Origin of the sequence: Chitinimonas sp. JJ19 (assembly GCF_036961565.1) — a bacterium.
Lineage (GTDB): Bacteria > Pseudomonadota > Gammaproteobacteria > Burkholderiales > Chitinimonadaceae > Chitinimonas.
This window is the reverse complement of the sequence record NZ_JBAMDD010000007.1, coordinates 174,318-199,893: the sequence shown is the minus strand read 5'-3', so window position 1 is coordinate 199,893 and position 25,576 is coordinate 174,318. Positions and strand designations below refer to the sequence as shown.

General features: G+C 60.6%; 19 protein-coding genes. 12 read left to right on the top strand and 7 right to left on the bottom strand.

Going from position 1 to position 25,576, the window contains the following annotated elements; all coding sequences use genetic code 11:
* Window positions 1–81: 81 nt before the first annotated feature.
* From V7714_RS11075 to V7714_RS11045, 7 genes are all read left to right on the top strand, one after another.
* A complete protein-coding gene (locus V7714_RS11075) occupies window positions 82–1,569 on the top strand; it encodes an OmpP1/FadL family transporter (RefSeq protein WP_335709777.1) in 1,488 nt (495 codons plus the stop codon).
* A 274-nt stretch (window positions 1,570–1,843) separates the two neighbouring features.
* Window positions 1,844–4,213, top strand: coding sequence for a 3-hydroxyacyl-CoA dehydrogenase/enoyl-CoA hydratase family protein (locus V7714_RS11070; RefSeq protein ID WP_335709776.1), 2,370 nt, complete (start codon window positions 1,844–1,846; stop codon window positions 4,211–4,213).
* A gap of 92 nt (window positions 4,214–4,305) precedes the next feature.
* Window positions 4,306–5,511 carry an acetyl-CoA C-acyltransferase gene (locus V7714_RS11065; RefSeq protein ID WP_335709775.1) on the top strand — a complete coding sequence of 402 codons (1,206 nt, stop codon included), beginning with the start codon at window positions 4,306–4,308 and terminating at the stop codon, window positions 5,509–5,511.
* 202 nt (window positions 5,512–5,713) lie between these two features.
* Window positions 5,714–6,280, top strand: coding sequence for a chalcone isomerase family protein (locus V7714_RS11060; protein WP_335709774.1), 567 nt, complete (start codon window positions 5,714–5,716; stop codon window positions 6,278–6,280).
* A 238-nt stretch (window positions 6,281–6,518) separates the two neighbouring features.
* Window positions 6,519–7,703, top strand: coding sequence for an esterase/lipase family protein (locus V7714_RS11055; RefSeq protein ID WP_335709773.1), 1,185 nt, complete (start codon window positions 6,519–6,521; stop codon window positions 7,701–7,703).
* Between the two features lie 359 nt (window positions 7,704–8,062).
* On the top strand, window positions 8,063–8,932 hold the full coding sequence (locus V7714_RS11050; RefSeq protein WP_335709772.1) for an RNA ligase family protein: 870 nt from the start codon (window positions 8,063–8,065) through the stop codon (window positions 8,930–8,932).
* Entirely contained in the window at window positions 8,920–10,131 is a 1,212-nt protein-coding gene (locus tag V7714_RS11045) for an AAA family ATPase (protein WP_335709771.1), read from the top strand. Before V7714_RS11050 ends, V7714_RS11045 begins: the two co-directional genes overlap by 13 nt.
* A gap of 48 nt (window positions 10,132–10,179) precedes the next feature.
* On the opposite strand, the gene V7714_RS11040 is transcribed toward V7714_RS11045, so the two are convergent.
* The 4 genes from V7714_RS11040 to V7714_RS11025 all read right to left on the bottom strand — a co-directional run bounded on the left by V7714_RS11040 (window position 10,180) and on the right by V7714_RS11025 (window position 17,904).
* Window positions 10,180–12,390 carry a TonB-dependent receptor plug domain-containing protein gene (locus V7714_RS11040; protein WP_335709770.1) on the bottom strand — a complete coding sequence of 737 codons (2,211 nt, stop codon included), beginning with the start codon at window positions 12,388–12,390 and terminating at the stop codon, window positions 10,180–10,182.
* Window positions 12,391–12,880: 490 nt separating this feature from the next.
* Window positions 12,881–14,443 (bottom strand): hypothetical protein, encoded by a 1,563-nt coding sequence (locus tag V7714_RS11035; RefSeq protein WP_335709769.1) that lies wholly within the window; start codon window positions 14,441–14,443, stop codon window positions 12,881–12,883.
* A 998-nt stretch (window positions 14,444–15,441) separates the two neighbouring features.
* On the bottom strand, window positions 15,442–16,059 hold the full coding sequence (locus tag V7714_RS11030) for a PepSY-associated TM helix domain-containing protein (RefSeq protein WP_335709768.1): 618 nt from the start codon (window positions 16,057–16,059) through the stop codon (window positions 15,442–15,444).
* Window positions 16,060–16,326: 267 nt separating this feature from the next.
* Window positions 16,327–17,904 carry a DUF2271 domain-containing protein gene (locus tag V7714_RS11025; protein WP_335709767.1) on the bottom strand — a complete coding sequence of 526 codons (1,578 nt, stop codon included), beginning with the start codon at window positions 17,902–17,904 and terminating at the stop codon, window positions 16,327–16,329.
* A 150-nt stretch (window positions 17,905–18,054) separates the two neighbouring features.
* Between V7714_RS11025 and V7714_RS11020 the strand changes: the two genes are divergently transcribed.
* Entirely contained in the window at window positions 18,055–18,990 is a 936-nt protein-coding gene (locus V7714_RS11020; RefSeq protein WP_335709816.1) for a DUF4198 domain-containing protein, read from the top strand.
* A gap of 58 nt (window positions 18,991–19,048) precedes the next feature.
* Here the strand turns inward: V7714_RS11020 and V7714_RS11015 are convergent, their stop codons facing one another.
* Window positions 19,049–19,837: a substrate-binding periplasmic protein gene (locus V7714_RS11015; RefSeq protein WP_335709766.1), complete on the bottom strand. Its 789-nt coding sequence runs from the start codon at window positions 19,835–19,837 to the stop codon at window positions 19,049–19,051.
* 281 nt (window positions 19,838–20,118) lie between these two features.
* Here V7714_RS11015 and V7714_RS11010 point away from each other — a divergent pair, with 281 nt between their 5' ends.
* The 4 genes from V7714_RS11010 (at window position 20,119) to V7714_RS10995 (ending at window position 23,602) form a co-directional block, all read left to right on the top strand.
* On the top strand, window positions 20,119–20,814 hold the full coding sequence (locus V7714_RS11010) for a hypothetical protein (RefSeq protein ID WP_335709765.1): 696 nt from the start codon (window positions 20,119–20,121) through the stop codon (window positions 20,812–20,814).
* Window positions 20,815–20,888: 74 nt separating this feature from the next.
* Window positions 20,889–22,235 (top strand): TolB family protein, encoded by a 1,347-nt coding sequence (locus tag V7714_RS11005; RefSeq protein ID WP_335709764.1) that lies wholly within the window; start codon window positions 20,889–20,891, stop codon window positions 22,233–22,235.
* Between the two features lie 176 nt (window positions 22,236–22,411).
* Window positions 22,412–23,092 (top strand): hypothetical protein, encoded by a 681-nt coding sequence (locus V7714_RS11000; protein WP_335709763.1) that lies wholly within the window; start codon window positions 22,412–22,414, stop codon window positions 23,090–23,092.
* A gap of 138 nt (window positions 23,093–23,230) precedes the next feature.
* Window positions 23,231–23,602 carry a hypothetical protein gene (locus V7714_RS10995; protein WP_335709762.1) on the top strand — a complete coding sequence of 124 codons (372 nt, stop codon included), beginning with the start codon at window positions 23,231–23,233 and terminating at the stop codon, window positions 23,600–23,602.
* Between the two features lie 120 nt (window positions 23,603–23,722).
* On the opposite strand, the gene V7714_RS10990 is transcribed toward V7714_RS10995, so the two are convergent.
* Together V7714_RS10990 and V7714_RS10985 are read right to left on the bottom strand one after the other, a co-directional pair.
* Window positions 23,723–25,042, bottom strand: a complete 1,320-nt coding sequence (locus V7714_RS10990) for a GAF domain-containing protein (RefSeq protein ID WP_335709761.1) — start codon at window positions 25,040–25,042, stop codon at window positions 23,723–23,725.
* Complete coding sequence (locus V7714_RS10985) at window positions 25,039–25,515, bottom strand: hypothetical protein (RefSeq protein WP_335709760.1); 477 nt, start codon at window positions 25,513–25,515, stop codon at window positions 25,039–25,041. The genes V7714_RS10990 and V7714_RS10985 overlap by 4 nt, the downstream gene beginning before the upstream one ends.
* Window positions 25,516–25,576: the final 61 nt, after the last annotated feature.

The window sequence follows — 25,576 nt, the reverse complement described above, 5'->3', positions numbered from 1 at the left end:
GCCACATTCTCGGCCGAGCGCTTGAATGAATTGGCTGAATCGGCCGAAGAGCTGTTTTACCTACCACAACGGAGACAACAAATGACGATGCACGCACTTCGTGTTACCGCGCTGCTGGTTGGCGCTGCTTTCGCCCACCAAGCCTACGCCTCGGGGTATCACTTCGGTACCCAGTCGGTCAGCGCCCAGGGCACGGCCAATGCCTCCGGTGCGGCGGCAGAAGATGCCTCCACCCTGTTCTACAACCCCGCCGGCCTGAGCAACCTCAAGGGCACGACCATGACGGGCGTGTTGAACGTGGTAGTGCCAAACGGCAAGTTCACTGACGATGGCTCGCATACCAACCCGATACCGGGCGTGGTGCAAGGTGGCCGCAGCACCGCCAATGGGCAAAAGAACAACAACGGCGGTGACTTTGTCGAGCCGACGGGTGTGCCGCATGCCTATATGTCGCATCAGATCAGCGATCGCGCCACCCTGGGCTTCGGCCTGTTCGTGCCGTTCGGTTCCAAGACCGAATACGAAGACAACTGGGTGGGCCGCTACAACATCATCAAGACCGAGCTCAAGACCATAGCCCTGAACCCGTCGTTCTCGCTCAAGGTCAACGAGAAGGTCTCGTTCGGTGCGGGTATTACTGCCCAGCATATCGAAGGCAAGCTGATCAAGGCGGCTGACTTTGGTACTGGCGCCATTGCTGCGCTGGTGCCCGCTGTGCAGGCAGGCCAGGTGCCTGCCTCCATGCTGCAACTGCTGGGCAATGTTGGCGTGGGCAAGGGCCCGCTGCCTGGTAACCCCGAGTACGATGGTCGCGTCAAGATCAAGGGCGATGACTGGGGCTTTGGCTGGAACATGGGTGTGATGTTCAATATCGACGAAGGCACCCGTGTTGGCCTGGCCTATCGCTCCAAGATTTCGCACAAGCTCACCGGTACGGCTGAGTGGACGTTGCCGGAAGCCAACCTCAAGGCCTTGCCGGCCGTGGGCAGCACCGTATACAACGGCCTGATTGCCCGTGGCTATGTCAACGGCGCCGCTAACCTGGCGGTGGATACGCCTGAGTCGATCTCCATTTCCGGCTACAAGCAGATCGGTGACCGCCTGGCGCTGATGGGCGACATTACCCGTACCCGTCACTCGCGCTTCCAGGATCTGACCGTGAACTTCACCACGGGCCTGGCACCGTCCAATACGCCGGAAGACTGGAAAGACACCACCAAGGTCTCGTTCGGTGGCAGCTACAAGCTCAATGACAGCTGGTTGCTGCGTGCTGGCCTGGCCTACGACGAATCGCCGGTCAATGACAGCAACCGTACGCCTTCGATTCCTGACATGGATCGCAAGTGGTTCTCGGTCGGCGCTAACTGGGCGGTGAGCAAGCACAGCTCCTTCGACCTGGCCTACTCCTATGTCCATGTCGGCGAGCCGGCCATCAACAACTACGATAACGGTGGCCTGGCCCCCGGCGTTTGCGACAGCACCAAGAACACCTCGAGCTGCGCAACCGTCAAGGGCCGCTACGATGTGTACTCGCACATCCTGGGTATTCAGTACAACCTGGCGTTCTAAGCAGCATGATCACACCCGCACGGGCCAGTTGGCCCGTGCGGGTGTTTTTGCCCGCCGACTGGCCGGGTGTAACCTGTCGTAAACGGATGGCTGGGAAAATTCAATCGCCGAAGTTTGTCAAATTATCGAGCAAGCGCTTGGCAGAAACGAACGTTTGCATTAATGTCTACACTAAGCAAACTGGATAGGCTCTGAGGCGGGTGTTTTTGCCCCCAAGAACATCGCGGTTGAATTTTGCGAGCCCCCGATCGACTCCCCAAAATCGAGGAATACCATGTCCCAATCCAAATTCATCGTCCGCAAGGTGGCCGTACTCGGCGCCGGCGTGATGGGCGCGCAGATCGCTGCCCACCTCGCCAATGCCAATGTGGAGGCCATCTTGTTCGACCTCCCGGCCAAGGAAGGCCCCAAGAACGGTATCGCGCTCAAGGCCATCGAAGCCTTGAAGAAGCAGAACCCGGCACCGTTGTCCTCCAAGGGCCGCGCCGATTTCATCACCCCGGCCAACTATGATGAGCACCTGCACCTGCTGAAGGATTGCGACCTGGTCATCGAAGCCATCGCCGAGCGCATGGACTGGAAGCTGGGCCTGTACGAGAAGGTTGCTCCGCACCTGGGTGCGCAGACCATTTTTGCAACCAATACCTCCGGCCTCAGCATCAACAAGCTGGCTGAGGGCTGCCCTGAAAGCATGCGCGCGCGCTTCTGCGGCATCCACTTCTTCAACCCGCCCCGCTACATGCACCTGGTGGAGATCATCCCCTGCGTGACCAGCGATGCCGAGATGCTGGATCAGCTGGAAGCCTTCCTGGCCACCACCCTGGGCAAGGGCGTGATCCGCGCCAAGGATACCCCCAATTTCGTGGCCAACCGCATCGGTGTGTATTCCATGCTGGCGGCCATCCACAATGCCGAGAAATTTGGCATCCGCTTCGACATTGTTGACGACCTAACCGGCCCGCGCCTGGGTCGCCCGAAGTCGGCGACTTTCCGTACTGCCGACGTGGTGGGCCTGGATACCTTCGCCCACGTGGTCAAGACCATGCAGGACACCCTGCCCAACGACCCCTGGCATAGCCTGTTCCAGTCGCCGCAATGGCTGGCCAAGCTGATCGAAGCCGGCGCGCTGGGTGCCAAGACCAAGGTCGGTATCTACAAGCGTGAAGGCAAGACCAAGCTGGTGCTGGATCCCGCTGCCGGTGCTTATGTCGAAGCCAACAAGAAGGGCGACGACGCGGTCAAGGAGCTGATGAAGATCAAGGATCCGGGCAAGCGTCTGCTCAAGCTGCGCGAATCCGCGCATCCGGAAGCCCAGTTCCTGTGGGCCTGTTTCCGCGATGTGTTCCATTACATTGCCTTCCATCTCGACACCGTGGCTGACAATGCCCGCGACGTTGACCTGGCCATACGCTGGGGCTTTGGCTGGAACGAAGGCCCGTTCGAGACCTGGCAGGCCGCTGGCTGGAAACAGGTTGCCGAGTGGGTGAAGGCCGATATCGAAGCCGGCAAGACCATCAACAGCTCGCCCCTGCCTGCCTGGGTGTTCGAGCGTGATGGCGTGCATCAGCCTGAGGGTTCGTTCAGCGCCAGCAAGAACGCGCTGGTGCCGCGCTCCAAGCTGGATGTCTACCAGCGTCAGCTGTTCCCTGCGCAACTGGTCGGCGAAGCCGCACCGGTGTACGGCGAAACCGTGTTCGAGAACGAAGGTGTGCGCGCCTGGACCTCTGGCGACGGCGTGCTGGTGATCTCCTTCCTGAGCAAGGCCCACGCCATTGGCCCGGCCGTGCTGGAAGGCATCAACAAGTCCATCGACATTGCCGAAGCCCAGTTCAAGGGCGTGGTGGTGTGGCATCCGGAAGAGCCGTTCTCGGTCGGCGCCGATCTGTCGTCCATGCTGCCTGCCTTTATGGCGGGTGACTGGGCCAGCATCGAGAAGATGCTGAGCGATTTCCAGGCCATGACCATGCGTCTGCGCTACAGCCAGATTCCGGTGGTGTCGGCAACCCGTGGCTATGTGTTTGGCGGCGGCTGCGAAGTGGCGCTGCACTCGGACCGCGTGGTGGCACACCTGGAGAGCTATGTCGGCCTGGTCGAAGTGGGCGTGGGCCTGCTGCCTGGCGCCGGTGGCACCAAGGAATTCGCCCTGCGCGCTGCACAAGAGGCCCGTGGTGACGTGTTTGCCGCACTGAAGGATCGCTACATGACCATCGCCACCGCCAACGTGGCCAAGAGCGCCGAGGAGGCCAAGCATCTGGGCTTCTTCCGTGACTCGGATGTGATTGTGTTCAACCAGTACGAGCTGCTGCATGTGGCCAAGCAACAGGCATTGTCCATGGCCGAATCCGGCTACCGTGCGCCCCTGAAGATCAAGGGCTTCCCGGTTGCAGGCCGCTCGGGTGCGGCTTCGATCAAGGGCCAGCTGATCAACATGATGGAAGGCGGCTTTATCTCCAAGCACGACTACCATATCGGCGCGCTGATCGCCGACATCATCACTGGTGGTGATGTCGAAGCCGGTACGCTGGTGGACGAGCAGTGGATACTCGATCTGGAACGCAAGGGCTTCCTGTCCCTGCTGAAGAACGAGAAGACCCAGGAGCGTATTGCCTACATGCTCCAGTACAACAAGCCGCTGCGTAACTAATTCGACCCTTCCCCTCGAAACGGGGGAGGGTGGCCTGCGCCAGCCGCAGGCCCTCTCTCTCCAGAGAGTCGTACCAGATTTGGAGAACTGACATGACCAAGCAAGTTCAAGAAGCCTATATCGTCGCTGCCACGCGCACGCCGGTAGGCAAAGCCCCGCGCGGCATGATGCGCTTTATCCGCCCCGACGACATGTTGGCCCATACCATCCGTGAAGCCATGGCCCAAGTGCCGACGCTGGACCCGGCCCTGGTGGAAGACGTGATCGCTGGCTGTGCCTTCCCCGAGGCGGAGCAAGGCCTCAACATGGCCCGTATCTCGGCCCTCTTGGCTGGCCTACCACACACTACCGGCGGCCTGACCATCAACCGCTACTGCTCGTCCGGCATCAATGCCGTGCAGATCGCCGCAGACCGCATCCGCATGGGTGAGGCCGATGTGGTGATTGCTGGTGGTGCCGAATCGATGTCGCTGGTGCCCATGATGGGCAACAAGGTGTCGCTCAACCCCGAAATCTTTGCCCGGGACGAGAACCTTGGCATTGCCTACGGTATGGGCCTGACCGCCGAGAAGGTGGCTAAGCAGTGGCAGGTGAGCCGTGACGATCAGGACGCCTTCGCGGTGGAATCCAACCGCCGCGCCATTGCAGCGATCGAAGGTGGCGAGTTCAAGCAGGAAATCAGCCCGATCGAAGCCATCTACCGCAATCCCAACCTGAGCACCGGCGAAGTCGAGATCATCAAGAAGATACTCGACACCGACGAAGGCCCACGTGCCGGCACCAATATGGAAGGCCTGGCCAAGCTCAAGACGGTGTTTGCCGCCAAGGGTTCGGTCACTGCCGGTAACAGCTCGCAGATGTCCGACGGTGCCGCAGCCGTGGTGATTGTGTCCGAGAAGATACTCAAGCAGTTCAACCTGGTACCGCTGGCTCGCTATGTGGGCTTTGCCGTCAAAGGTGTGCCGCCCGAGATCATGGGTATCGGCCCCAAGGAAGCGATTCCCGCTGCGCTGAAGGTGGCCGGCCTCAAGCAGGATGACATTGCCTGGATGGAGCTGAACGAAGCCTTTGCCGCGCAAGCGCTGGCCGTGATTCGCGACCTGGGCCTCGATACCAGCAAGGTCAACCCGCTGGGCGGCGCCATTGCCCTGGGCCACCCGCTGGGCGCCACCGGCGCCATCCGTACCGCTACCCTGGTGCACGGCATGCGTCGCCATGGCCAGCAAGGCAAGTACGGCATGGTGACCATGTGTATCGGCACCGGCATGGGCGCCGCAGGCATCATTCAGGCGCTGTAAAGCCAGCTTGAGCCAGAATCAGGGCCGGACGGGATAATCCCATCCGGCCTTTTTTACAGCCGCGCTGTATCGGCTATGATACGGGGCACGCTTTTCAGGGCTATTGGGTGGCCTGCCGGTTGCGCAGCACGCGCTGACCCCAGCCAATCAAGACACCCTTCTGGCGGCATAGTCCGCACAAACCGAAACGGAGCGAGAAAATATGAAAAAAGCGGTTGCAGTAATGTTGATGGCGGCCAGCATGGCCGCGGGCGCTGCCGAAATCGGTGGCGTGAAGGTGGATGATGGCGTCAAGGTGGCCAATAGCGACCTGGCGCTCAATGGTGGTGGCGTGCGCGTCAAGTACGGCGTGGCCAAGGTCTATGTCGGCGCGCTCTACCTGGCGCAGAAGTCCGGCGACGCCAATGCCGTGATCAATGCGGCCACCCCACGGCGCATGCAAATCACCATGCTGCGTAATGTGGATGCAGAAGATCTGCATGCCTCCTTTATCGACGGGCTGGAAGACAATACCAGCAGTGCCGAGTTTGCCAAGTTCAAGCCGCGCATCCAGGAAATGAATGCGATTTTCCAGGCCGTGAAGAAGGTCAATACCGGTGACGTGATCGCCCTCGACTTCATTCCTGGCAAGGGCACCCAGATCACCGTCAAGGGCCAAGTGAAGGATGTGATTGCTGGCGATGATTTCGCCAGTGCGCTGCTCAAGATATGGCTGGGTAGCGACCCTGTCAGCGGTGACCTGAAGAAGCAATTGCTGGGCGCCAAGTAAGCGTTACCTGCGACAACAAAAGCTGCCTTCACCGAGGGCAGCTTTTTTATTGCTTGGTAAGTGGTAGCGGTATGGGTCTCGCCCCCAAAATGCTCGTTGCATTAGATGGAAAAGCGCGTAGCGTGGTGCCAATAGCAGCGAACAAAACCCGTCTGGCCTTTGTTGTGCAGATTGGCCCTAACCAGCTGCTGCGACCCGTTATCTTGAGGGTGCGCGGATTTCTCACTGGAAGGTGATCATGCCCAATACCTCCGCCGAAGTGCCTTCGCACCAAGACGCCGCCAACTACGCCCCCTTGCTGGCACAGGCCTTGACCGAGACCACGGCCAGGGTGGCGGAAATGCACCATGCTATTGCCCGAGTACCGTTCTCGGTGTTGGCGCGGATACCTTTTCTCGCCCTGCCATCCCGCTTGGTACAGGTGGTGCATGACGGTATTGCGGGCAAGGTCTATGGCGCGGTCGCCAGCCTGGGGAGTCGCGCTATCCTGGCATCAGACAGGCTGCTGCCGGCACCTGATGGGCCTGCAGGTCGCCTGGCCGTGGGGGTGCGCAGTGCTGTCAATGGGGTGTTCGGTGACCATCTGGCCGATAGCGACAGTCGCCTGGGCTACCAGATGGGGCTGTTTGCTGATGGCAGGCCGATAGCGGTGGCGCCCGATACACTGGCCGCCTGGTGGCCCGAGCCACCCAGGCGGGTGTGCCTGTTGATACATGGCCTCAGCTGCGATGAATCGTGCTGGTCGCCTGGTCCTGCCATGGCGGCGGGCTATGGCAGCCGGCTGGAGGCGGATCTCGGCTATGCCCCCTTGTATGTACGTTACAACAGCGGTCTGGCCATAGACGACAACAGCCAGCGCCTGGCCGCGCTGCTGACCCTGCTCAGCCGCAACTGGCCGGGTGGGCTGGACGAGATTGTGCTGCTGGGACACAGCATGGGGGGCTTGCTGGCTCGGGCGGCGTGCCAGCACGCACACGAACAGCAGCTGGCCTGGTTGCCCAAGGTCAGCAAGGTCATCTGCCTGGGATCGCCACACCAGGGGGCCAGGCTGGAGCAACTGGGCAGGCTGGCCACCTTGGCGCTTAATGCCACACCCATTACGGCACCATTGGGGCGCATAGCGCAAACGCGCAGCATAGGCATCAAGAACCTGGGGCAGGGCCTGCGCAGCCCTGCCTGGCGGGGCAAGACCCCACCCTTGCTGGAGGGCATCGCCTATCGCTTTATTGCCGGGAATCTCCACAGCAACCCCAACCATCTGCTCGGCCACCTGCTGGGCGATGGCTTGGTCACCTTGGGTAGCGCTACCGAAACCGGCCTGCATGGCGATATTGCCCGGGTACGCCTGGGGGCGGTGGGGCATATGGGCCTGCTGCACGACGAGCGCGTCTATGGCTTGTTGCACCAATGGCTATCGGAGTAAGGCGGCAGGCAGCCCCGATAAGATCTGACACATTGGGCTTGCTGCCTTGCCAAAGGCCTTGGCAGTTTTGGCTTATGCCGCTACCATGCGCGGCACTGATGCGGTGCTTGACCGCATTCACCACGCAACCCCCTTCCATCAAGGAGAACGAAGTGCCCCGCACGTCCACCATCATTGCCTGATGCCGACGACACCCTGTATAGCAGTGTGACGATGGCGCCTACGCGTAATCGCCCTGCTGTGCCTGCGGAAAGCTTCTGTTTCCTCTGTTAATCCCGCGCACGCACTGCCAGGCTCCGGCCTGAGTGGATTGCCCTGTGCGCCAGTCGTCGGCTCCGAAATTTGTTACGGAGACGATCATGACGACTCAATCCCTGTTTGAGGTACGCAACCTCGATTTACTGAAATACCCTCGCACCCCCCATCTGCAAGGCTCGCGCCTGCAGGCCGGGGATGAGGGCCATGACCAGGTGCCCTACAGTACGCTGGCAGGCCGCTATATCGTGGTGGAAGAAAAACTCGATGGTGGCAACGCCGGCCTGAGTTTCTCTGCCGGTGGCGAACTGCTGCTGCAAAGCCGTGGTCATTACCTGAGCGGTGGTGGCCGCGAACGCCAGTTCAATCTCTATAAGCGCTGGGCGACAGCCCACGAGCAAGGTTTGCTGGCAGGCCTGGAAGACCGCTACCTGATGTTTGGCGAATGGCTGCATAAAAAGCATTCGGTGTTCTACGACTGCCTGCCGCACTATTTTTGCGAATTTGATATCTGGGACTGGTCACGACAGTGCTTCCTGGCGACAGCAGAGCGCCATGCCCTGTTGGCTGGCATGCCTGTGCTGCCGGTGCCGGCGCTGTATGCGGGTGAGGCCCCTAGGCGGTTGGAAGCGTTGCTGGATTTGCTGCAGCCCTCGCTGGCGCGCACGGCGGATTGGCGTATGGCCTTCGAGGCCGACGTTCGCCTGGGCGGGCTGGACCTGTCACAGGCCTGGCGGCAGACCGATCGTTCCGAATTGGCAGAAGGGCTGTACATCAAGGTCGAGGAGGATGGGCGCACCGTGGCACGCTACAAATGGGTACGCCGCGATTTTGTGCAGACGATATTGGATTCGGGCCGCCATCATGCCGAACAACCCTATATTGCCAACCGGCTGGCACCGGGGGTGGATCTGTTTGCGCCTCAGCTGAGCCATGGCTGGGCTGGGCAGCGGGAGGCCGTATGGACTTGCTGACCTTGATACAGGCGGACAACCTGGCCGTACTCAAGCAGCCTGTGAATCTGCGTGGGCCGGCCTATGCCGAGCTGCAGCAACTGGTAGCGCAGGCAGGGGCCGAGCCGGACTGGCAGGCGATATTGGCGGCCTTGCCCTGTTTGCTGCCCTTGGCCCGCACCCCGCAAGACCCGCGTTACCATGGCGAGGGCGATGTGTGGACGCATACCCGTATGGTGGTGCAGGCACTGTGTGCAGGCGAGGACTATGCCCAGGCCGATGCCGAGCGACGCTTCGTGTTGTTCTATGCGGCCTTGCTGCATGATATTGCCAAGCCGGCGACCACCACGGTGGATGCCGTCACCGGCCATATAGGCCAGCCTGGGCACTCGGGCCGTGGCGCGGTGGATGCCCGCATCCTGCTCTGGCGCAGCGGCGTGCCGTTTGCACTGCGCGAGGCCATTTGCCGCCTGATTGCCGTACACCAGCTACCGTTCTACGCCTTGCGCGGTAGCCGCTCTGGCCAGACCGCCGAGTTCATCGTGCGCAAGTTGTCGCATGAGCTCTGCCTTGCCGAGCTGGCCGCCCTGGCGGAGGCCGACATGCGAGGGCGCTACTGCGCCGATGCGGAGGAGGTGCTGCTGTATATCGAGCTGTTCCGCGAGCTGGCGCGGGAAGAGGGGTGCTATACCCAGGCTCGGGCCTTTGCCGACAGCCATACCCGCATGCGCTACTTCAATGGCGACGATGTCCATCCGGACTATGCGTATCACCGCGAGCCAGGATCGCAGGTCACGGTGATGTGCGGTTTGCCGGCTACCGGCAAGAGCACCTGGCTGGCGCAGCACTGCAAGGATTTGCCACTGGTGGGGTTTGACGATGCGCGGGAGGAACTGGGCCTGAAATATGGCGAGAACGATGGGCGTGCTGCACATCATGCGGTGGACAAGGCCAAGGCACTGCTGCGCGCGCGCAGCGATTTTGTCTGGAATGCCACCCACCTGTCGCGGCAGATGCGTGCCAAGACATTGGACCTGCTGTTTGCCTATGGCGCCACGGTAGAGGTGATCTACCTGGAGCATACCGAGCGTACACTGCTTGAGCGTAATCGGCGGCGGGACAGCACCCTCAGCAATGCCGGCTTGCTGCGCATGCTGCACCGCTGGGAGGTGGTATTGCCCAGCGAGGCGCATAGCGTGCGTTACCTGACGGCGGGGTGAGGCTGGCCCAAGCTGCTTTCCGGGGCTTGGGCCATGCTGCTTACCGGGCTAGAACTTGAGTTCCAGCATCATGGTCCATTGGGTATAGGAGGGCGTTATGCTGCGGCTCTGCACCGCACCTGTGCCAGTCTGCCGGCTGCGGGTCTCGTAATCCTGGTGCAGCAGGTTGTTGCCGGCCAGCCGCAGCTGGACTGCCGGGCTGAAGCGCCACTGGGCATAGATATCAACCTGGCGCTTGGCATCGACATCCCGCCATTCATCGACGTCGGTACGGTTGGTATAGGCCGGCACCAGATTAAGGCTGGCGCCCAGCGTGAGCGGCATGGCCTTGAAACGGTAGTCCAGCCCCAGGTTGAACAACTGGGGCACCTGCTCATCGAGGCGGTTGTCGGGGCCGGGTATATTGTCCACCCTTGACCAATAGCGGCTGTAGTTGGCGCGCAGATCGATGGGTGGGGCATCGTCCATGATCTCGGCCAGACGCAGCTTGGCCTCCAGCTCTATGCCGTAGCTGGTGGCCTCGCCCACATTGCGGGGGCGGGATACCCAGCGGCCATTGTTCGCCGCTTCGAACTGGGTCTCGCGCCGTATCAAGCCCTCTATCTGACGGCTAAACAGGCTGGCGCTGACCAGCCCGCCCTGGCTGAAGTAATGTTCATAGGCGAGATCCAGGCCCCAGGCCAGTTCCGGCTTGAGGTTGGGGTTGCCGGCGCGGTCGGGGTCGCTGCGGCTGTTTTCTTCGTCTGACAGCACCGGGCGGGTTATCAGGTCACGGGTATTGGGCGCCTTGTAGCTACGGGTCAGGCTGGCGCGCAACTGGTTCTTGCTGCTGCCGGGTATACGGTACACCGCATGCAGCATGGGGCTCCAGACGCTGCTGTTGCTGCTGGTGCTGCCCAAGGCGTCTTCGCTCTCGGTGCGGATACCCTCCCAGCGTAGGCCGGCATAGGCTGACCATTGCGGCCCCAGGTTCCATTCATCTTGGGCAAAGGCCGCCAGCTTGCGCACGCGGGCCACCACCTGGTCACCGGCGTCAGCCACCTCGGGCAGGCCGTTGACCAGCTTTACCCGGTGTTCCTCGCGGCGGCTTTGCTCCAGATCCCAACCCATGGCCATGCTTTGGTCCTCGCCCAGCGGTCGTGACCATTTGCCGCCGGTGCTGAAGCCGGCCTCCTGTATCTCGCTGTCGTCCAGGCGGATTTCCTTGCGGCTACCGTCAGCCAGGAACTCCTGCCGCTGGTTTTCGCTATCCGAGCGGCTGCTATTGAAGCCGAAGCGCACATCGAGCTTGGCCCCTTCACTGAGATTACGCTTCCAGTTACCAAAGCCGCGCAACATGGTGGATTCGGATTCACCCTGGGATTCGGCGCGGGCGTAATCGGCGGCCGGGCCGCTAAGCCGGGTAATGGTAGAGAGGCCGTCGCTGCTGCTTTGATTGCGCATCAGAAAGGTTTGCAGGCTGACGGTGTTGCCCGGCTCGACGCGCCAAGTCAGCCTGGGCGAGAAGTTCAGGTGGTAGCCGCTACCGCTGCTCTGGCTGGCCGTGACCTCGTCGTAGGTGAGTCCTGTCCGGCTATCCGTGCCTTGGCGGCTACCGCTGCTGTCATTGCTGCGGCTGTTGCGGTTGTAACCGCCGCCGATGTTGTAGTTGAGCGCATCTACCTGGGCGCCCCATTGCACATCCAGCCTGCCCTGCAGGCGGCCGTCCTCTTCGCTCACCGCCATGCGCAGCTGGCTGGGTTGCTTGGCCTTGTAGTCCTCGCGCAGGACGATATTGATGGTGCCGGCAATGGCGCGGGCACTGTGCTCGGCCGTCGGCGCGCGCATAACCTCGATGCGTTCTATGGCATCGGGCGACAGCGAGTCAAACGAGAAGCCACGGGCAGCCGGTTCGCCGTTGATCAATATCTGGGTATAGCCCTCACTCATGCCGCGCATGCGTATGCCACCACCACGGCCCGGCCCGCCGCCGACACTGACGCCAGGCAGGCGTTTCAATACTTCGGCCACGGTGCTGTCGCCGTACTTGTCCAGCTCATCACGGCCGACGATGATCTTGCTGGCAGGCTGATTGCGACGAATATCGCCCTCATTGGCGGCCTTGCCGGTGACCTTGATCTCCTCGGCCACTGGGGCGGCCTGGGTATTGGCGGCGGCAGGCGGGCGAGGGGTTTCCTCTGCCCAGGCGCCTAGGCAGGCCAGGGTCAGGGCGGTGAGTTGCAGCGCGAAGCTGGCGTGCTGGGACTGTGCGGTATACATGGCTCGAATGGGAATGAGAATTCATCGCCAGTATCGCTCAAGCTGGCGACGGCAAGCTCGGGCAAAAGGTTACAGTTTGTAAAAACTGCGTGGATGGCCAGGGATGCGAGGCCTCATGCGCCGTGTCGCATCGCTAGCGTAGAGGAGGTGGCGATGCTTGTGGAATTTAACGCCGGGTTGAGAGTAGAGGCTGGGCAACTTGGTTATAAGCTGCCCAGCAAGGAGTGGCAACGCTAGTGTTTTGCTAGTAGCTCTGCATACTCCGGGTTGGACTAATACTATATCCGACGCAACCCGCAGTTGTGTGGTGAATTGGTCGTGCGGTCTGAGCAAGGCGAAGCCCGCCGCATGGAGGAAGCGGGGCTGTTCTGGGAGTATTTGCCATACTGAATTTTCCACACATGCAGCACCACCTTTTGATACCGTCTGTCTGTTTTAATTGGCGCTGCCAACTATTGTGTGCATCCGCGTCGGAAATTCATATCGTCGCTTATTTCAGCAAAGACTCAGCCGTCAATTCTCCCGGGGAGAATCTGAAAATATCTCCGATGCCGGAAAAGCAATAGAAATTCCGTTTTCTTATATCACTCAGCACGCGGCGGCATAATCCCTTAGGGCTCTCGGATATGGTATCCCATCGATTGCTATTAACGTTGAATTGCACCAGCTCCCAAGAAGAGCTAAAGGCGCCGGGATTGGCCCTGATGGCCTGTCCGTGTTCCTTGTCATGGAACGCAACTTCAAAGGTTGGATAAGAAGGCTGTGTTATCTTTTCCCAGCTTTGTCCTAGGTCGGACGACACACTTAGTTTGGAGAATACTCCGTTCTCTTCGAACGCGGTTAGAAAACCTGTCTCGGCAGCTAGAAGAAATTGGGTAGTGCGATGCCCTGGATAGATAGTATCCCATACTCCGTCACGAGGGGAGTAGCGTTGTATATCGGTCTCCATGCTCAAGAAATAATTTTCATTATAAATGTAGGCTTGCGGCAAGATAAAGAAGTGCGATCGTTTAATGTTTTTTATCTCCTTGAGGTTAGAGAAATCTCCCGATACGGTAGAGAAGATATGGATCGCATTCCATCCGACGTTCATATCTGGCCGATGACGATTGCCTGCTACAATGATGAATTCGCTACCCAGTTTGTGTATTCCGAAGGGAGTCAAGTTTTCCGGAAGTTTGCCGATGGCATGCCATGGACTCTGATGAATTTCATCCGTGGTACGAATCTCGCCGCTCTCTGCAATTGCGACAATACGTTTTTCCTGAGCATATATCGCATTGATTTGCGATAGGGTGCCGGTATCTATTGCGTGCCAGGCGCCTGCCGCATCTCGGGTTCGGATTTGTCCTAACGAGGCTCCAAAATACTGTACGCCTTGGTTTTCAGCGCTGCCGACACTGCTCCAGGGTATTTGATGGATACGGACCAATTCATAGAATTTTTGAATGGAGTCGGCTTCCTTTAGTTGCTTGTTAAGGCTAGGACGATTGGCATGCTGGGAGATATTCATCAGCACATCTGCGACCAATCCAACCCCCGATGTTCCTGAGGGTGTGGCTTGCGCAGGCGGAGGGCGATCAGGTTGCCAATCGATGCGCTCTCTCGACACAAGAACTGCTGCATGTTGCTCGGCGAAGGTCGTTGCCTGCTGGGTTAATTCTGGGTGTCGAAACGGCAGCAAGGTTCTTTCGTAATTACCTAAATCGAAGAACATCAATCCCCCGAGATCAGTCATTCTGCCAGCCTCTACTTTGATGGGTGTATAGTGTGGGCTGCTATCCTTGAACATGCCGTCCACATCATATTCACCAGCAGGTAGCCAGCGCGAAGCGGTTGCAGCATATGCTTCGGTTGGGTAGAGAGTAAACTTTTCCCCCGTCTTTCGCGATCGTAGCACGGTCTCTTGATGCGCATTAAGCATGCCGCCAGTATGCTTTACATAAACTAAACCATGTGTATCTTTCAGTAAGGTTGGATCCTGTTGTTTCGATGAGACTGTGGCGCATCCTGAAGTCAGGATAATGCCGATTAATATGAATATTTTTTTCATGCTTGATGCCTTTCTGTTTGTCTGTCGATGCTGAATTGCATTTCAATTGGTTGGATTGAAAATCCGCCGTTGATTAAGTTAATCCAATGTGCAATCGATAATTCAATAAATTGGTTGGTGCCATCTCTTCTCTTGGCGCCTGCCAGTTCATGTATTTGCCTTGGCAGGCAGTATAGCAACTACCCGGCCCGAATGATTTCTTTATCGCTGATGGTCGTAGAGCTTCACTTGGCTGAGCGCTGGTTTCCAGTGACTTGGCTCCAGGGCGTCCCCAAAAGCACCGGCACACAGGGTAACAGGAAAACTCTTGTGCAATATGGCGGAGGCTCAGCGCGTGGTTTGATGCCGATCTGTAGTGGTAGTTGGCACCAGTACTGCTTGGTCACTCACGTTTCTTCGCACTTGCTAGGTAGCAGGAAGCTGGTGTAAGCAGATGCATCCTGCTGTCGTGGCTCTCGCGTAGGGAACAACCGCGTTGTTTGTTATCTTGGTTGACGGATTTTTCTTTGGTGGCTTTGAGAAACTGTCTGGGTTTATGGCCATTCAACGCAACATACGACTCAGACTGCCGAAACTGTAACCAGAACCAAGCGTGCTGCATTGCTTGGGACCGCCGAGCCTCATTGGCCTCTTTGTGTCTTGCATCAACACCCATTGTCAGCCGACGCGGACTTGCGTGTCCGCTACCGCGAGATGTCAGAGTAAGAAGGTAATCTGCAGGTGGGGCGCTCGCTTAGCGATTCGTTCGAGTTCTGGGCGTTTGAGGTTATGGTGACGTGTGATGGTCGGCAAGCTATAAAGGTCGAACAAATCAAAAATGTCACGACCTGTTACCCAGCCAGTGTGTCACCAGCCGGTGCAGGCCCGTCTTCCGGTTTTCTGGCTCGCACAGTGCTGAATGAAACGCGCAGCATTGAATAGGCCGCTTGCTGATACTACCCATGCCTTAAACAAGGGTGTATCCCCTTTATGATGTTTCTGGTTTGCAGCGGCCTGCCTCAAGGCACAAACACCACAATAATCCCGCCCAATATCACCAGGCTTACCGTCGTCAGCTTCAGGCTGGTAGCCAGGCGAAAGCGCAGGCTGAAGAAAAGCACATAGCCCAGCAGCGAAAACAGCAGGGTCAGGATGGCGGTCAGGTCTATTACCCAGCTCCAGGCGGCGCCGCTGTTTTTGCCGCGGTGCAGGTCGTGCAGCATGGTGGTCAGGGTGGCGGCTTCTACGGTGGCTTCTACCTGGCCATCCTGCAGGTTGATGAACAGGTCGGATTTGCCGCTGACGCCTTCGAAGCGTACCTGGGCCTCGCTGTCCATCAGTTCGCCGCTCTTGTATTCGCCCTTGAGCGGCAGGCGTTCGGCCACGATGGCGGCGGCGGCGCGGACTGGGTCGTCGCTGCGCTGGGCTTCGGCCAACTCGGCTGGTGTGAGGGTAATCGTGTGCTCCAGGCTGTCGGCTTTGCCCTTGAACCAGTCTGGGTGGTTCAGCAGCAGGCCGGAGAGTGAGAATAGCATCAGCGCGATAAAGGCGAAGGCGGACAGATAGGCATGCAGCATGCGCGACTGGCGGTAGAGCCAGCTTTTGTCCAGGCGGGGGCGGGAGGAGGTGTCGGTCATGATGGGCGGGAAGGGACGCGGTGGCCGGGTTAGGGCATGGCCTTGTAGCAGGGAGCTGGCGACTGCCTTACTGAAGTCCTTGCCGCCGGGCGTAGGCAGAAGGGTTAAGGCTGCCGCCGGTGGCGATGATGTGGGCCTTATTGGGCATTGGCGCCTGCCACGCACGCCTGGCTAGGCTGGCGTGCTGCGGGCTTGGGCGGCACCTGGCAGTGCAAGGCGTGCTTGCGCTACCAGGCAGGGTTGCGGCTATTGGGCTCTCTACGGGGCTCAGGCGGATTTGCCGTAGCGTAGTACCACGCCACCGAGCTCGTCCTTGGCTGCTTGCGGCAGGCTCAGCGGCTTGCTGCCCAGTTCGATTTCGAAGGTCTGGTAGGTATGGCCGCCGTGTTCGCGCGCGGCCTCGATATGGACCAGGTATTTACCCTGGCCCACCTTGCGGCCGGCTTCGTCCGTGCCATCCCAGGCCAGCGAGTATTTGCCGGGCTTGCGCGTGGGCTTGGTGACGGTGTCGAGCTTTTCTATCTTGCGGCCATAGCGGCGCCACCAGACGTAGTTGGAATCTATCCATTTTTCCTGGTTGCCCAGATGGGTCAGGTTGCGAACGATGGCGCGATTCTGGTCGGTGATCCAGATGGCGATAAAGGGGGCGCGGTAGTTCTCGGCCTCTATCTTGGGGACTTCGTAGTCGATACTGGCCGTAAAACCGGCAGGCCATGGGGCGGTGGCGGCGTCGGCAGTATGGATGAAGCGGGGTGCCAGGCTGTTGCGTTCTGTGGCCAGGCCTTGCCAGGCGGCGGATTGCAGCTGGCTGCCATCGGCCAGTTGCAGCAGGGTGGCTACGCCGGGCAGGCGGTCTGCCAGGGCCAGGCTTTGCGCAGCCGGCATGACGGCAAAGGCGGTGGACAGGGCGTCGGCATCGGCGGCGCGGTCGGCAACCACGGTGACGCTGCTGACTTCGCTGACGGCGGCACCGGTTTGTGGGGAGACGATATGGGCATGGGCCATGCCATTGATCTCAATATCGCGCTGGCCACGGCCACTGGTGGCGACGGCCTTGCTGCCCAGTTGCAGGGTGGCGACCAGTGGAGCGTTGTCCTGTGGCTGGTTTGCCTGTGCCACACCCAATTGCCAACCGCCGGCATGGGGGGCGCGGCCCCAGCTGCGGATGTCGCCGCCGATATCGATCAGCAGGCCATCCAGGCCTTCGACCTGGTTGCGCACGGCTTGCAGGGCACGGTCGATGATATAGCCCTTGGCCAGTGCATCGGGCGCGAACACGACGTCGGCGGGGCGCGTGATGGTGCGGTTGTTGGGGTCCAGCTTCACCTCGGCAGCTTCGGCGGCTGCCACGGCACGGGCGATGGCATCGGTATCGAGCTTGCCGCTGAGGCCGGCATCCTGCCATAGCGCCAGTGCCACACCCAGGCGGGCACTGAAGGCGCCCTGGGTACGGGTACGCCATTGCTCGCAGGCGGCCACCACCTCATACAAGGCTTCGGATACCTGCATCTGCTCGCACTGGTTGAGCGCGGCTAGTTCACTATCGGCGCGGTAGCGGCTCAGCACCCTATCGAGCCTGTCTATCTCTGCCTGTGCCACGGCCAGGGCTTCACGGCCGGTGGCCTCGTTGCCGCCTACGGTGATCAGATCCAATGAAGTGCCCAGCACGTGATCGCGGTGAAAGCGCCAATGTGGGGCGACCTGGGTTTGGCTGGCCGTGGCGGGGGGGGCTGCGGGCATGGCTGGCAGGGAGGCGGCCTGGCTGGCCTGGGGTAGGAGCAGGCCGGCGGCGGCCAGGAGCTTGCTGCCCAAGGTAAGGCGCAAAGGCCATGGGGTGCGCTGCATGAGTGGTTTCTCCCTGTAGGACGATGCCCGCTGGCTAGGGCTGAATTGGAATGGCGACAGGGCGTGATTGTCTTGCAAATGAGAATTCGTTTCAATATCATTCATGCATATTTTAATGCGAACCGGGTATCTGGAAAGGGCACCATCGTGATGAAGCGAGCAGGCGGGCAGATCAGGCAATCGGCAGTTTGGGCTGGGGTGTTGGCGATGCTGTCGGCGCCGACGGTGTTGGCGCATGGCGGCCCCTACCTGCTGCCGACCAGCTTTGAAGTGAAGCGGGACTATGTATCGATACAGGGCGCGATAGGCAACGAGGTGTTTTTTGTCCCTACCGGCCCGATACGGGGTGCAAGCTTTTACTCGGTCAGCCCGGCAGGCACCCGTCAGAAGCTGGAGACGGTGACTACGCTCAAGGACTACAGCGTGATTGAGGCGCCGGTGACCGAGAAGGGTACCTACAAGATCACCTTGGGCGATGAACATGCCCGTGTCAGCCGCTATGCCTTGATAGAAGGTAATTGGCGGGTGATACGCCCGGCCAATATGGGCAACAATGCGGCTACACCGCGCCCGGCTGCGCCTGCTGCGCCCGCTGCTGCCGCGCCTGCGGCGGCACCCGCTACGCCGGCCCAGCCGCCCCGTCCGCCGCGCTTTGTGGATGAGGCTGCCGTACCCAAGGATGCCAAGATTACCGAAGTGCGTAATCTCAGCCGTGCCGAGGTGTATGTCAGCAAGGGTGCGCCTAGCGAGGCCACCACCAAGCCCGGCGGTCAGGGTTTTGAACTGCGCCCGCTCAATCACCCCAATGACCTGTATCTGGATCAGGGATTCGAGTTTGAGCTGCTGGAGGATGGCAAGCCGCTGCCGAATGTCGCCGTAGAGATTGCCCGCGCCGGTAATTTCTATGACGAGAAGAAGGAATACGCCGAGCTGAAGACGGACGCCCATGGGCGCGCCAAGGTGAGCTTTGACAAGCCAGGCGTGTACGTACTACTGACCAACTATCCGGCACCGCAGCGCGACCGCAGCGAGGCGCCGCCAGCCCGTAGCTATAGCTATACGCTGACGTTTGAAGTGAATCGCTGATAGTAGCAAGGCCTGCCTGGCGCCTTTGCCGGCACCGCTGGCCGTTGCTTGATAGTGTCTACTGCCCCGTACTGGTATGCCCAGGCGGGGCAGTTTTACGTGGGGTGGCCAGTTCCGCCTGCCAACGGTCAATCTGGCCGCTGGATCTAAGCCTTGCCAGGCCCTGGTTCAAGGCGGCCAGCCAATTGCTGGCCTTGGGGTGGCGGCGATACAGCAAGACACATAGATCATGCTGACTCAGGGGCTGGGCTAGCTGGGTGACCATGTCCTGCCAGACGGTGGGTGCAGCCTGATGCAACAGGTACAGGCCGACCTGCCGGTCTACCGGGTAGGCGTCGATGCGATCGTTGAGCAGGGCATGTATGCCGGCCTGGTCGCTGCTCAGTATCAGTGGCGGGATACCGCTGGCCTTCAGCAAGCGGGCATAGGCGGGTATGCCTTCGTAGGCATACATATCGGGGTAGGCCAGCCTGAAGCCGCGCGCCTTGTCGGGGTGTTTCAGATCCAGCACCCGACCCACCCGCCGTAGCAGGACGACCTCGCTGCGGATGACGGGCTGGCTGACCAGGTAATCGGGTTGGGAGGCTTCATCCCGGCAACTCCACAGGATGGCGCCGTCGGCCTTGCCTTGCCGTGCCATCTCCAGGCCGCGCTTCCAGGACAGGCGCAGATAGCTGACCGACTGGCCGGAGGCCGCAAAGGCGCTGGTGATGATGTGCTCGGCCAGACCGCCATGGGGCAGGGTGGCACCAGCGTAAGGCGGCCATTCACCGGTTGCCAGCCGTATTGGTTGCGCGGCCTGGGCAAGCAGTGGCAGCAGTAGCAGGATGACGGCGAGCTTGGGCATGGGGCCTCCTGGCAATTCCCTCTGCAAGCATAGGAGTTGCGCGTGAACTTGGCGGGTAGCGCGGCACCGCTGGTCGATACGGGTGATATTCGATACTTGCACTATCGTGCAATAGTTTGCGGGCTTTCATCCATTTGGGGGAGGGACGATGCGGACGATTCGGCTAGTATTGGCCTCTTTCATGGCGCTATCGGCTGTCATCAAATCGGTTGGGTGCACACCACGGTGTGCGTCTCTGGCTCATATTGCAGGCCACCATAAAAACAGTTTCAGGGGAAAAAATGCGGCCTGGTTCCACCAAGGTTGTTGCGTGTACGCATTGCCGTGCCTGGCTGCGCTGCCAGGCCTTGGATCTGGCAGTAAGGCAGTCGGCGGAGGTCTGGTCTGACCTGCGCGTGCGGCATGCTTTCTGGTCTACCCCTGTGGACATCGTTGCCTGCCCTGTCTGCCGGGAGCTGTTCCGGCGCCGTGATGCGGTCGAGGTGGGCGTGCTGCCATCGAGCATAGAGGCGCTGGATTTCAAGGTGAACGATGGCTGGCGGCTGCTGCCGCGATTTGGCAAGGCGCGGGAACTGGCCCAGCTGGAGCGCTTTATGGCGGCGCCGCTGGCCGAAGAGCTACCGGCGGACCTGGTCGAAACTGCGCTGGCTGGCATGGCAGAGGGTGTCCCCGACGATGAAATGGACCTGCGCCTGCAGCAGTGGCGCCACCACAACGACTTGCGGCGGGCTGAGCCCGGCCGTGAATGGCTGCGCATAGAGCCCTTGTTCCTGATCAACGCCCAGCGCTTGCTGAGCCTGTTGGTAATAGGCGGAGAGCTGCAGCAATTGCTGGCGGCCGAAATCAATCGGGAGCTGGGGCAGTTCCATACGGCTATGCAGTGCCTGTCGCGCGTGCAGAGAGGCTACGGGCACCAGAAGGTGGCGCTGATGAGCTGGATCGTGGAGGGGCGAACCGAGCTGCAGGTGTATTACTGATGGCAACTACTGGGAGCTTCGCGTGCCTTGCGCGGTCTAGCGCTACCAAAAACCGCCTATGAGGAGGCAAAGATATGCAATCAAGCTTGACACTGGCTGTGGGGCTGAGCCTGTGCGGATGGGCCCAGGCTGCTGTACTACCCGTGGAGCTCATGCAGCTGGGGCCAAGCGATCCGGCTACGCAAAGCTATAACTTGCAGGAGCTGCGCGATGTGCGCGTTTTTGCGCGCTCTGCGGCGGGCTTCAAGCAATCCAGGCTATTTTGGCAGCAGCGGGTTGATGGGCAGTGGCAAGCGCCCCAGCCCATGCCGTTTACTGATATCCGCTGGCGTGATTCAGACCCGCACCTGAGCAGCAATGGCAAGACACTGACCTTTATTTCTGACCGACCGGCGGCGGGAGAGCAGGCCCTGGGGCAATTGGACATGTATGAGTCGACCTTGTCCGACGGGCAATGGAGTGCGCCACGGCGCCTGAGCGAGTCGCTGCAAAGCAAGGCTTATGAGCTGGGGCCGGAGCGCTATGGCGACCGGCTGTATTTTGCCTCCTACCGCCCTGGGGGCCCGGGAAAGCTGTCGGTATACCGTAGTGACCGGTTGGCCGATGGTGGCTATGGCGCCCCGCTGGCACTCCCAGTGCCTGTGAATGAGGGGCCATCCAATAGTGATTTTACGCTGACGCCTGATGGCCGCTATGCACTGTGGTGGAGTGACCGCCATGCCGGCGCTAACCGTGGTGATGCGGATATCTACATGGCTGAGCGTGTTGGTGCGGGCTTTGGGCCTGCTATCCGCCTGCCTGAGCCTATCAATGGCCCTGGCTTTGAATTCACCCCTTCAGTCAGCAGCGATGGCCAGTGGCTGATATTTGCCTCAACCAGGCCTGGTAAGCATGCCGCCGGTTTGTCGCAGCTCTATCGCATCAGTTGGCCCGCATTGCTCAAGGCGCTAGGCCCCCAAGTCGAGGCGCATAGCCAGTTGGAGCTGGAGCAAAAGCACAGCGCCTTGTGGCGGGCAATCAGCCATAAGGCGGGCGAGGCATCCGATATCGGGCTGCTGGGCTCGTTGCTGCACCCGCAGGCCCAAGTCTGGGGGCAGAGCTTGCGCACGGCCAACCTGGATATCAAGGCCTGGTCTGGCAGCGAGTTTCTGGCCTTGCTGAAAGCGCCTGCCCCAGAGGCGCTGTATGAGTGCGAGGTACACCGCGAGATACGCCGTTATGGTGCCCATGCCGAAGTCTATAGCGTGGTGGAAAGCCGCCGCCGCGCCGACCAGGTGCAAGCCGATGGCGTGGGGGTGAACAGCGGCCAATGGCAGTTGGGACCGCAAGGCTGGCAGTTGCTGTCACTGCACTATGCGATGGCGCTGCCGGGCCAGGCGCCGCCACCACAGGCACGGCAGAGTGGGGATTGCATGGCTTGAGCGGGGGGAGGCCCAGCCCCTTTGTACCTATCAATGACTTGTATTCAGACTATCAGGTTAGGCTCTTAGGGAATTCTTAAGTCTTAATTAGCGGCGATTTAGCAAAGCGCTTGACGCCCAGCATGCACACTTCATCTCACTTACTCGGCACCTAAGCCGGGGTGGGAGAACAAAGCATGCAAGCCAATTATCGCCGTTACGACATCTACGCCCTGATGCACAAGGGGCTGCGCGCCTACCTGAGCCATGTGTTGCTCGAGGTTGGCCGTACCGACTGGCGCGATATCGCCAACCGTAGTGCCAGCCTGATGGCGGTACGCGAGTTGCTGGGTGTGTGTTCGGCCCATCTGGAACAGGAACATGCCCTGATCCATACCGCCATGGAATCGCGCCAGCCGGGTTCAACCCGCCAGGCGCAAGTCAATTATGCCGCCCATATGCATGCCATTGAGCAACTCTACGATGTGGCGACCACGGTGGAGTCGGCCAACAACTACAACCTGGAGAGTGCAGGCGAGTGGTTGTACCGCGAGTTGGCCATGTTCGTGGCGGACAACTTTGAACATATGGCGATTGAGGAAAGCGTGAACAACCGGGTGCTGTGGGAGACCCATAGCGACGCCGAGATTGTGGCGCTGGAGCGTGAGGTGATGGCGGCGGTGCCGGCTGACCGCATGCTGCCCCTGCTGCGCTGGACCGTACCTAACCTGGCCCCCGATGAGCGCGCCCTGATGCTGGGCGAAATGCTGCGGCATGGCGCTCCTGCCGAAGTGTTTGATGGCGTGCTGGCCATGCTGCGCGCCCTGTTGCCCCCCAAGGATTGGGGTCGCCTGACGGTGGCGCTGAGCAACAACTGAACCGATTGCTCCGTATTCTGCCTCGCTCCCCTGTCGAGGCGGAACACCAATCCGGCGTAAGCCGAGAAACCGGGTTGGTTTTTTATGGCCGCAACTGCGGCCTATTTTTTTGTCTGCCTTTTGTAGGGACCGATCGTGATGCACGCACATGCCAAAACCTGGGTCTACCTGGCGCTGGTTTACTTTCTGGTGGCTATCTTCCTGGGCGTACAGATGGGAGTAAGCCAGGATTACGCCCTGCGCTCTGTCCATGCCCATGTGCATCTGCTGGGCTGGGTGTCGTTGACGCTGACAGGGCTGGTCTACCATTTCTTTCCCCATGCTGGGCAAAGCCGCATGGCGCATGTGCATTTCTGGCTCTACAACAGCGGCACCCCCTTGATGCTGGTGGCCCTGGCCTTGTTTGCGCGGGGCCAAGGCGCGGCTCAGCCGGTGATTGCCATAGGCAGCGTCATGGTGTTGCTGGCAGTGGTGCTGTTTGTATTCAATGTGCTGCGGCATCGGGGGTAGCACGAGTGCTGCCTGAGCCCGTGTGATGTCCCCGGTGTTACGGTACTAATCTCAGGTGTGTTGCGCGGGAGCGTTGCTGGTCTTGGCTCCCGCTTTGCAACGATACAGCTTCACAAGCGCTCAGGCATCGCTGGTCACTTCACCGTCTACCAGGCGCACTGGGCGTTCCAGCCGCAGGCGGAAACGGCCACGGCCGAGTTTTTCCAGACCCAGCCAGTCGCACCGCTCTGCCAGCCGACGCTGCAGCAGCAGCAGGCGGGTTTCCAGGTTGTCATCAAAGTCGGGCAGGCGCAGGCGTGGGTCCAGCCGCAGGGCGCGGTTGCTGGATTCGCTGCGGCCTTCGCGCTGGTGATCGTTGAGCAGCAACCAAAGCACGGCGCCCGCTACCCCCTTGATCAGGTAGTCATCGTCCAGGAAGACGCTTTGGGTGGCAGCAAAGTACCGTATGGTGACCGTGGGGCCGATGGCAACCGGCGCGCTGCGAGGCGGCTCGGGCAGGGGCTCGGCGATCTCGGTGGGCCGGGTGAGCCAGCGCATGGCCAGGCCCAGTTGCTGGGCGATGGCGACCAGGGCGTCTTCGTCTTCGAAATCGAAGCGGCGCGATTCGGCGCTTTCCACATACAGCACACCTGCCAGCCAGCTACCGGCCTCTATCGGTACGGCCAGGCGGCTGTGCGGGTGATGCAGGGCGGGGATGGGGATGTCGGTGCCCAGCAAGGGGGGGATGCGCTGCAGTGCCGGCAGATTGTAATCGTTGGCCAGGCCACTGATCCGTATGGGCATGCGCAGTTGGGCGACGCTGCCTATCATGCCACGGCCTATCTCCACTTCTGACCCCACGCCAGACTGGGCATAGCCTCGGCTGGCCACGGTATACAGCCAGCGGCCGGACTCATCCACGCAGAGCACCAGGGCGTGATCCATGCCCATCAGTTCGGCCAGGCTGTTCAGTACCAGATCGAACGCCTGCGAGAGTTCATCGGCAGCGGCCAGCTTCTGCGACAGCAGCCGTACTGCTGCCAGGCGATTGCAGGGGGCGGGCGGCAGCGGCAACTGCGGGCCGGGCAGGGCTTCAACCGTCAGTACCCGGCAGATGTCGGCACCCAGCAGGGGCACGCCTTGGGCCATGCCGTTGAGCCGTGCCTGCATGGCGGTATAGACCGGGCCATCCGACTCGGTACGCAGGTATTCGATAGCCAGCCGGTAGCGTGCTGCGGTATCGGGATGCACCACGGAGGCGGCCGCTCGCGGATTGCCCAGCAGGTTCTCGCGTAGCGTAGTGGTATAGCAATAGGGCAGGGCGATATGGTTGGCGTCGACAAAGTGCAATTGCGCCAACTCGCAGATATCGGGCACGCCCGTGGCCGAGCTGGTGGCCAGTTGGGCGGGCAGGCTGCCTTCCAGGCAGGCACGTACCTGTTCTGCGTCAAGCCGGCTCATGCGGCGCTCCTTTGCAGCATGCCGGCCAGTGGGCGTATCAGCTCAGCCAGGGTGAAGCGTACGCCAACCAAGTCTTGCTGATCGTCGCACAAGGCATAGCTGTAGCGGGTGCCAAAGCCTAGCGGCAGCAGCTCTGCGGCTATGGCCTCACGCTGCGCTTCTATGCAGGCTTGGGCGTTGGCCGGCAGGGTGACTTCCTGGGCATCACGGCCTTTCAGCTGCAGTTTTTGTGTTTGGCCCGGCTGGCTGGCCAGCAAGGCGATATGTGGGTTGCCGGCGATATCGGCTAGCAGGCGACCGGCCTGCTTGCGCGACAACAGCACGGTCAGGGTACGCTTGTCCTCGTCGACCAGGCAGGCCAATGCAGGTGCGATGGTGGGCGAGAGGAAGGCGTCGCTGGATGCCAGGGCAAGCAGGCGGCCACCTTGCAGGAAGGCGATCAGTTCGTCGGTGAGCGTAGCGTGGGCAGACATGGCGTGCGGATGATAGCGGGGGCGGGCTTGCAGCGAAACCGCTAATGTATATTCCGCCGAT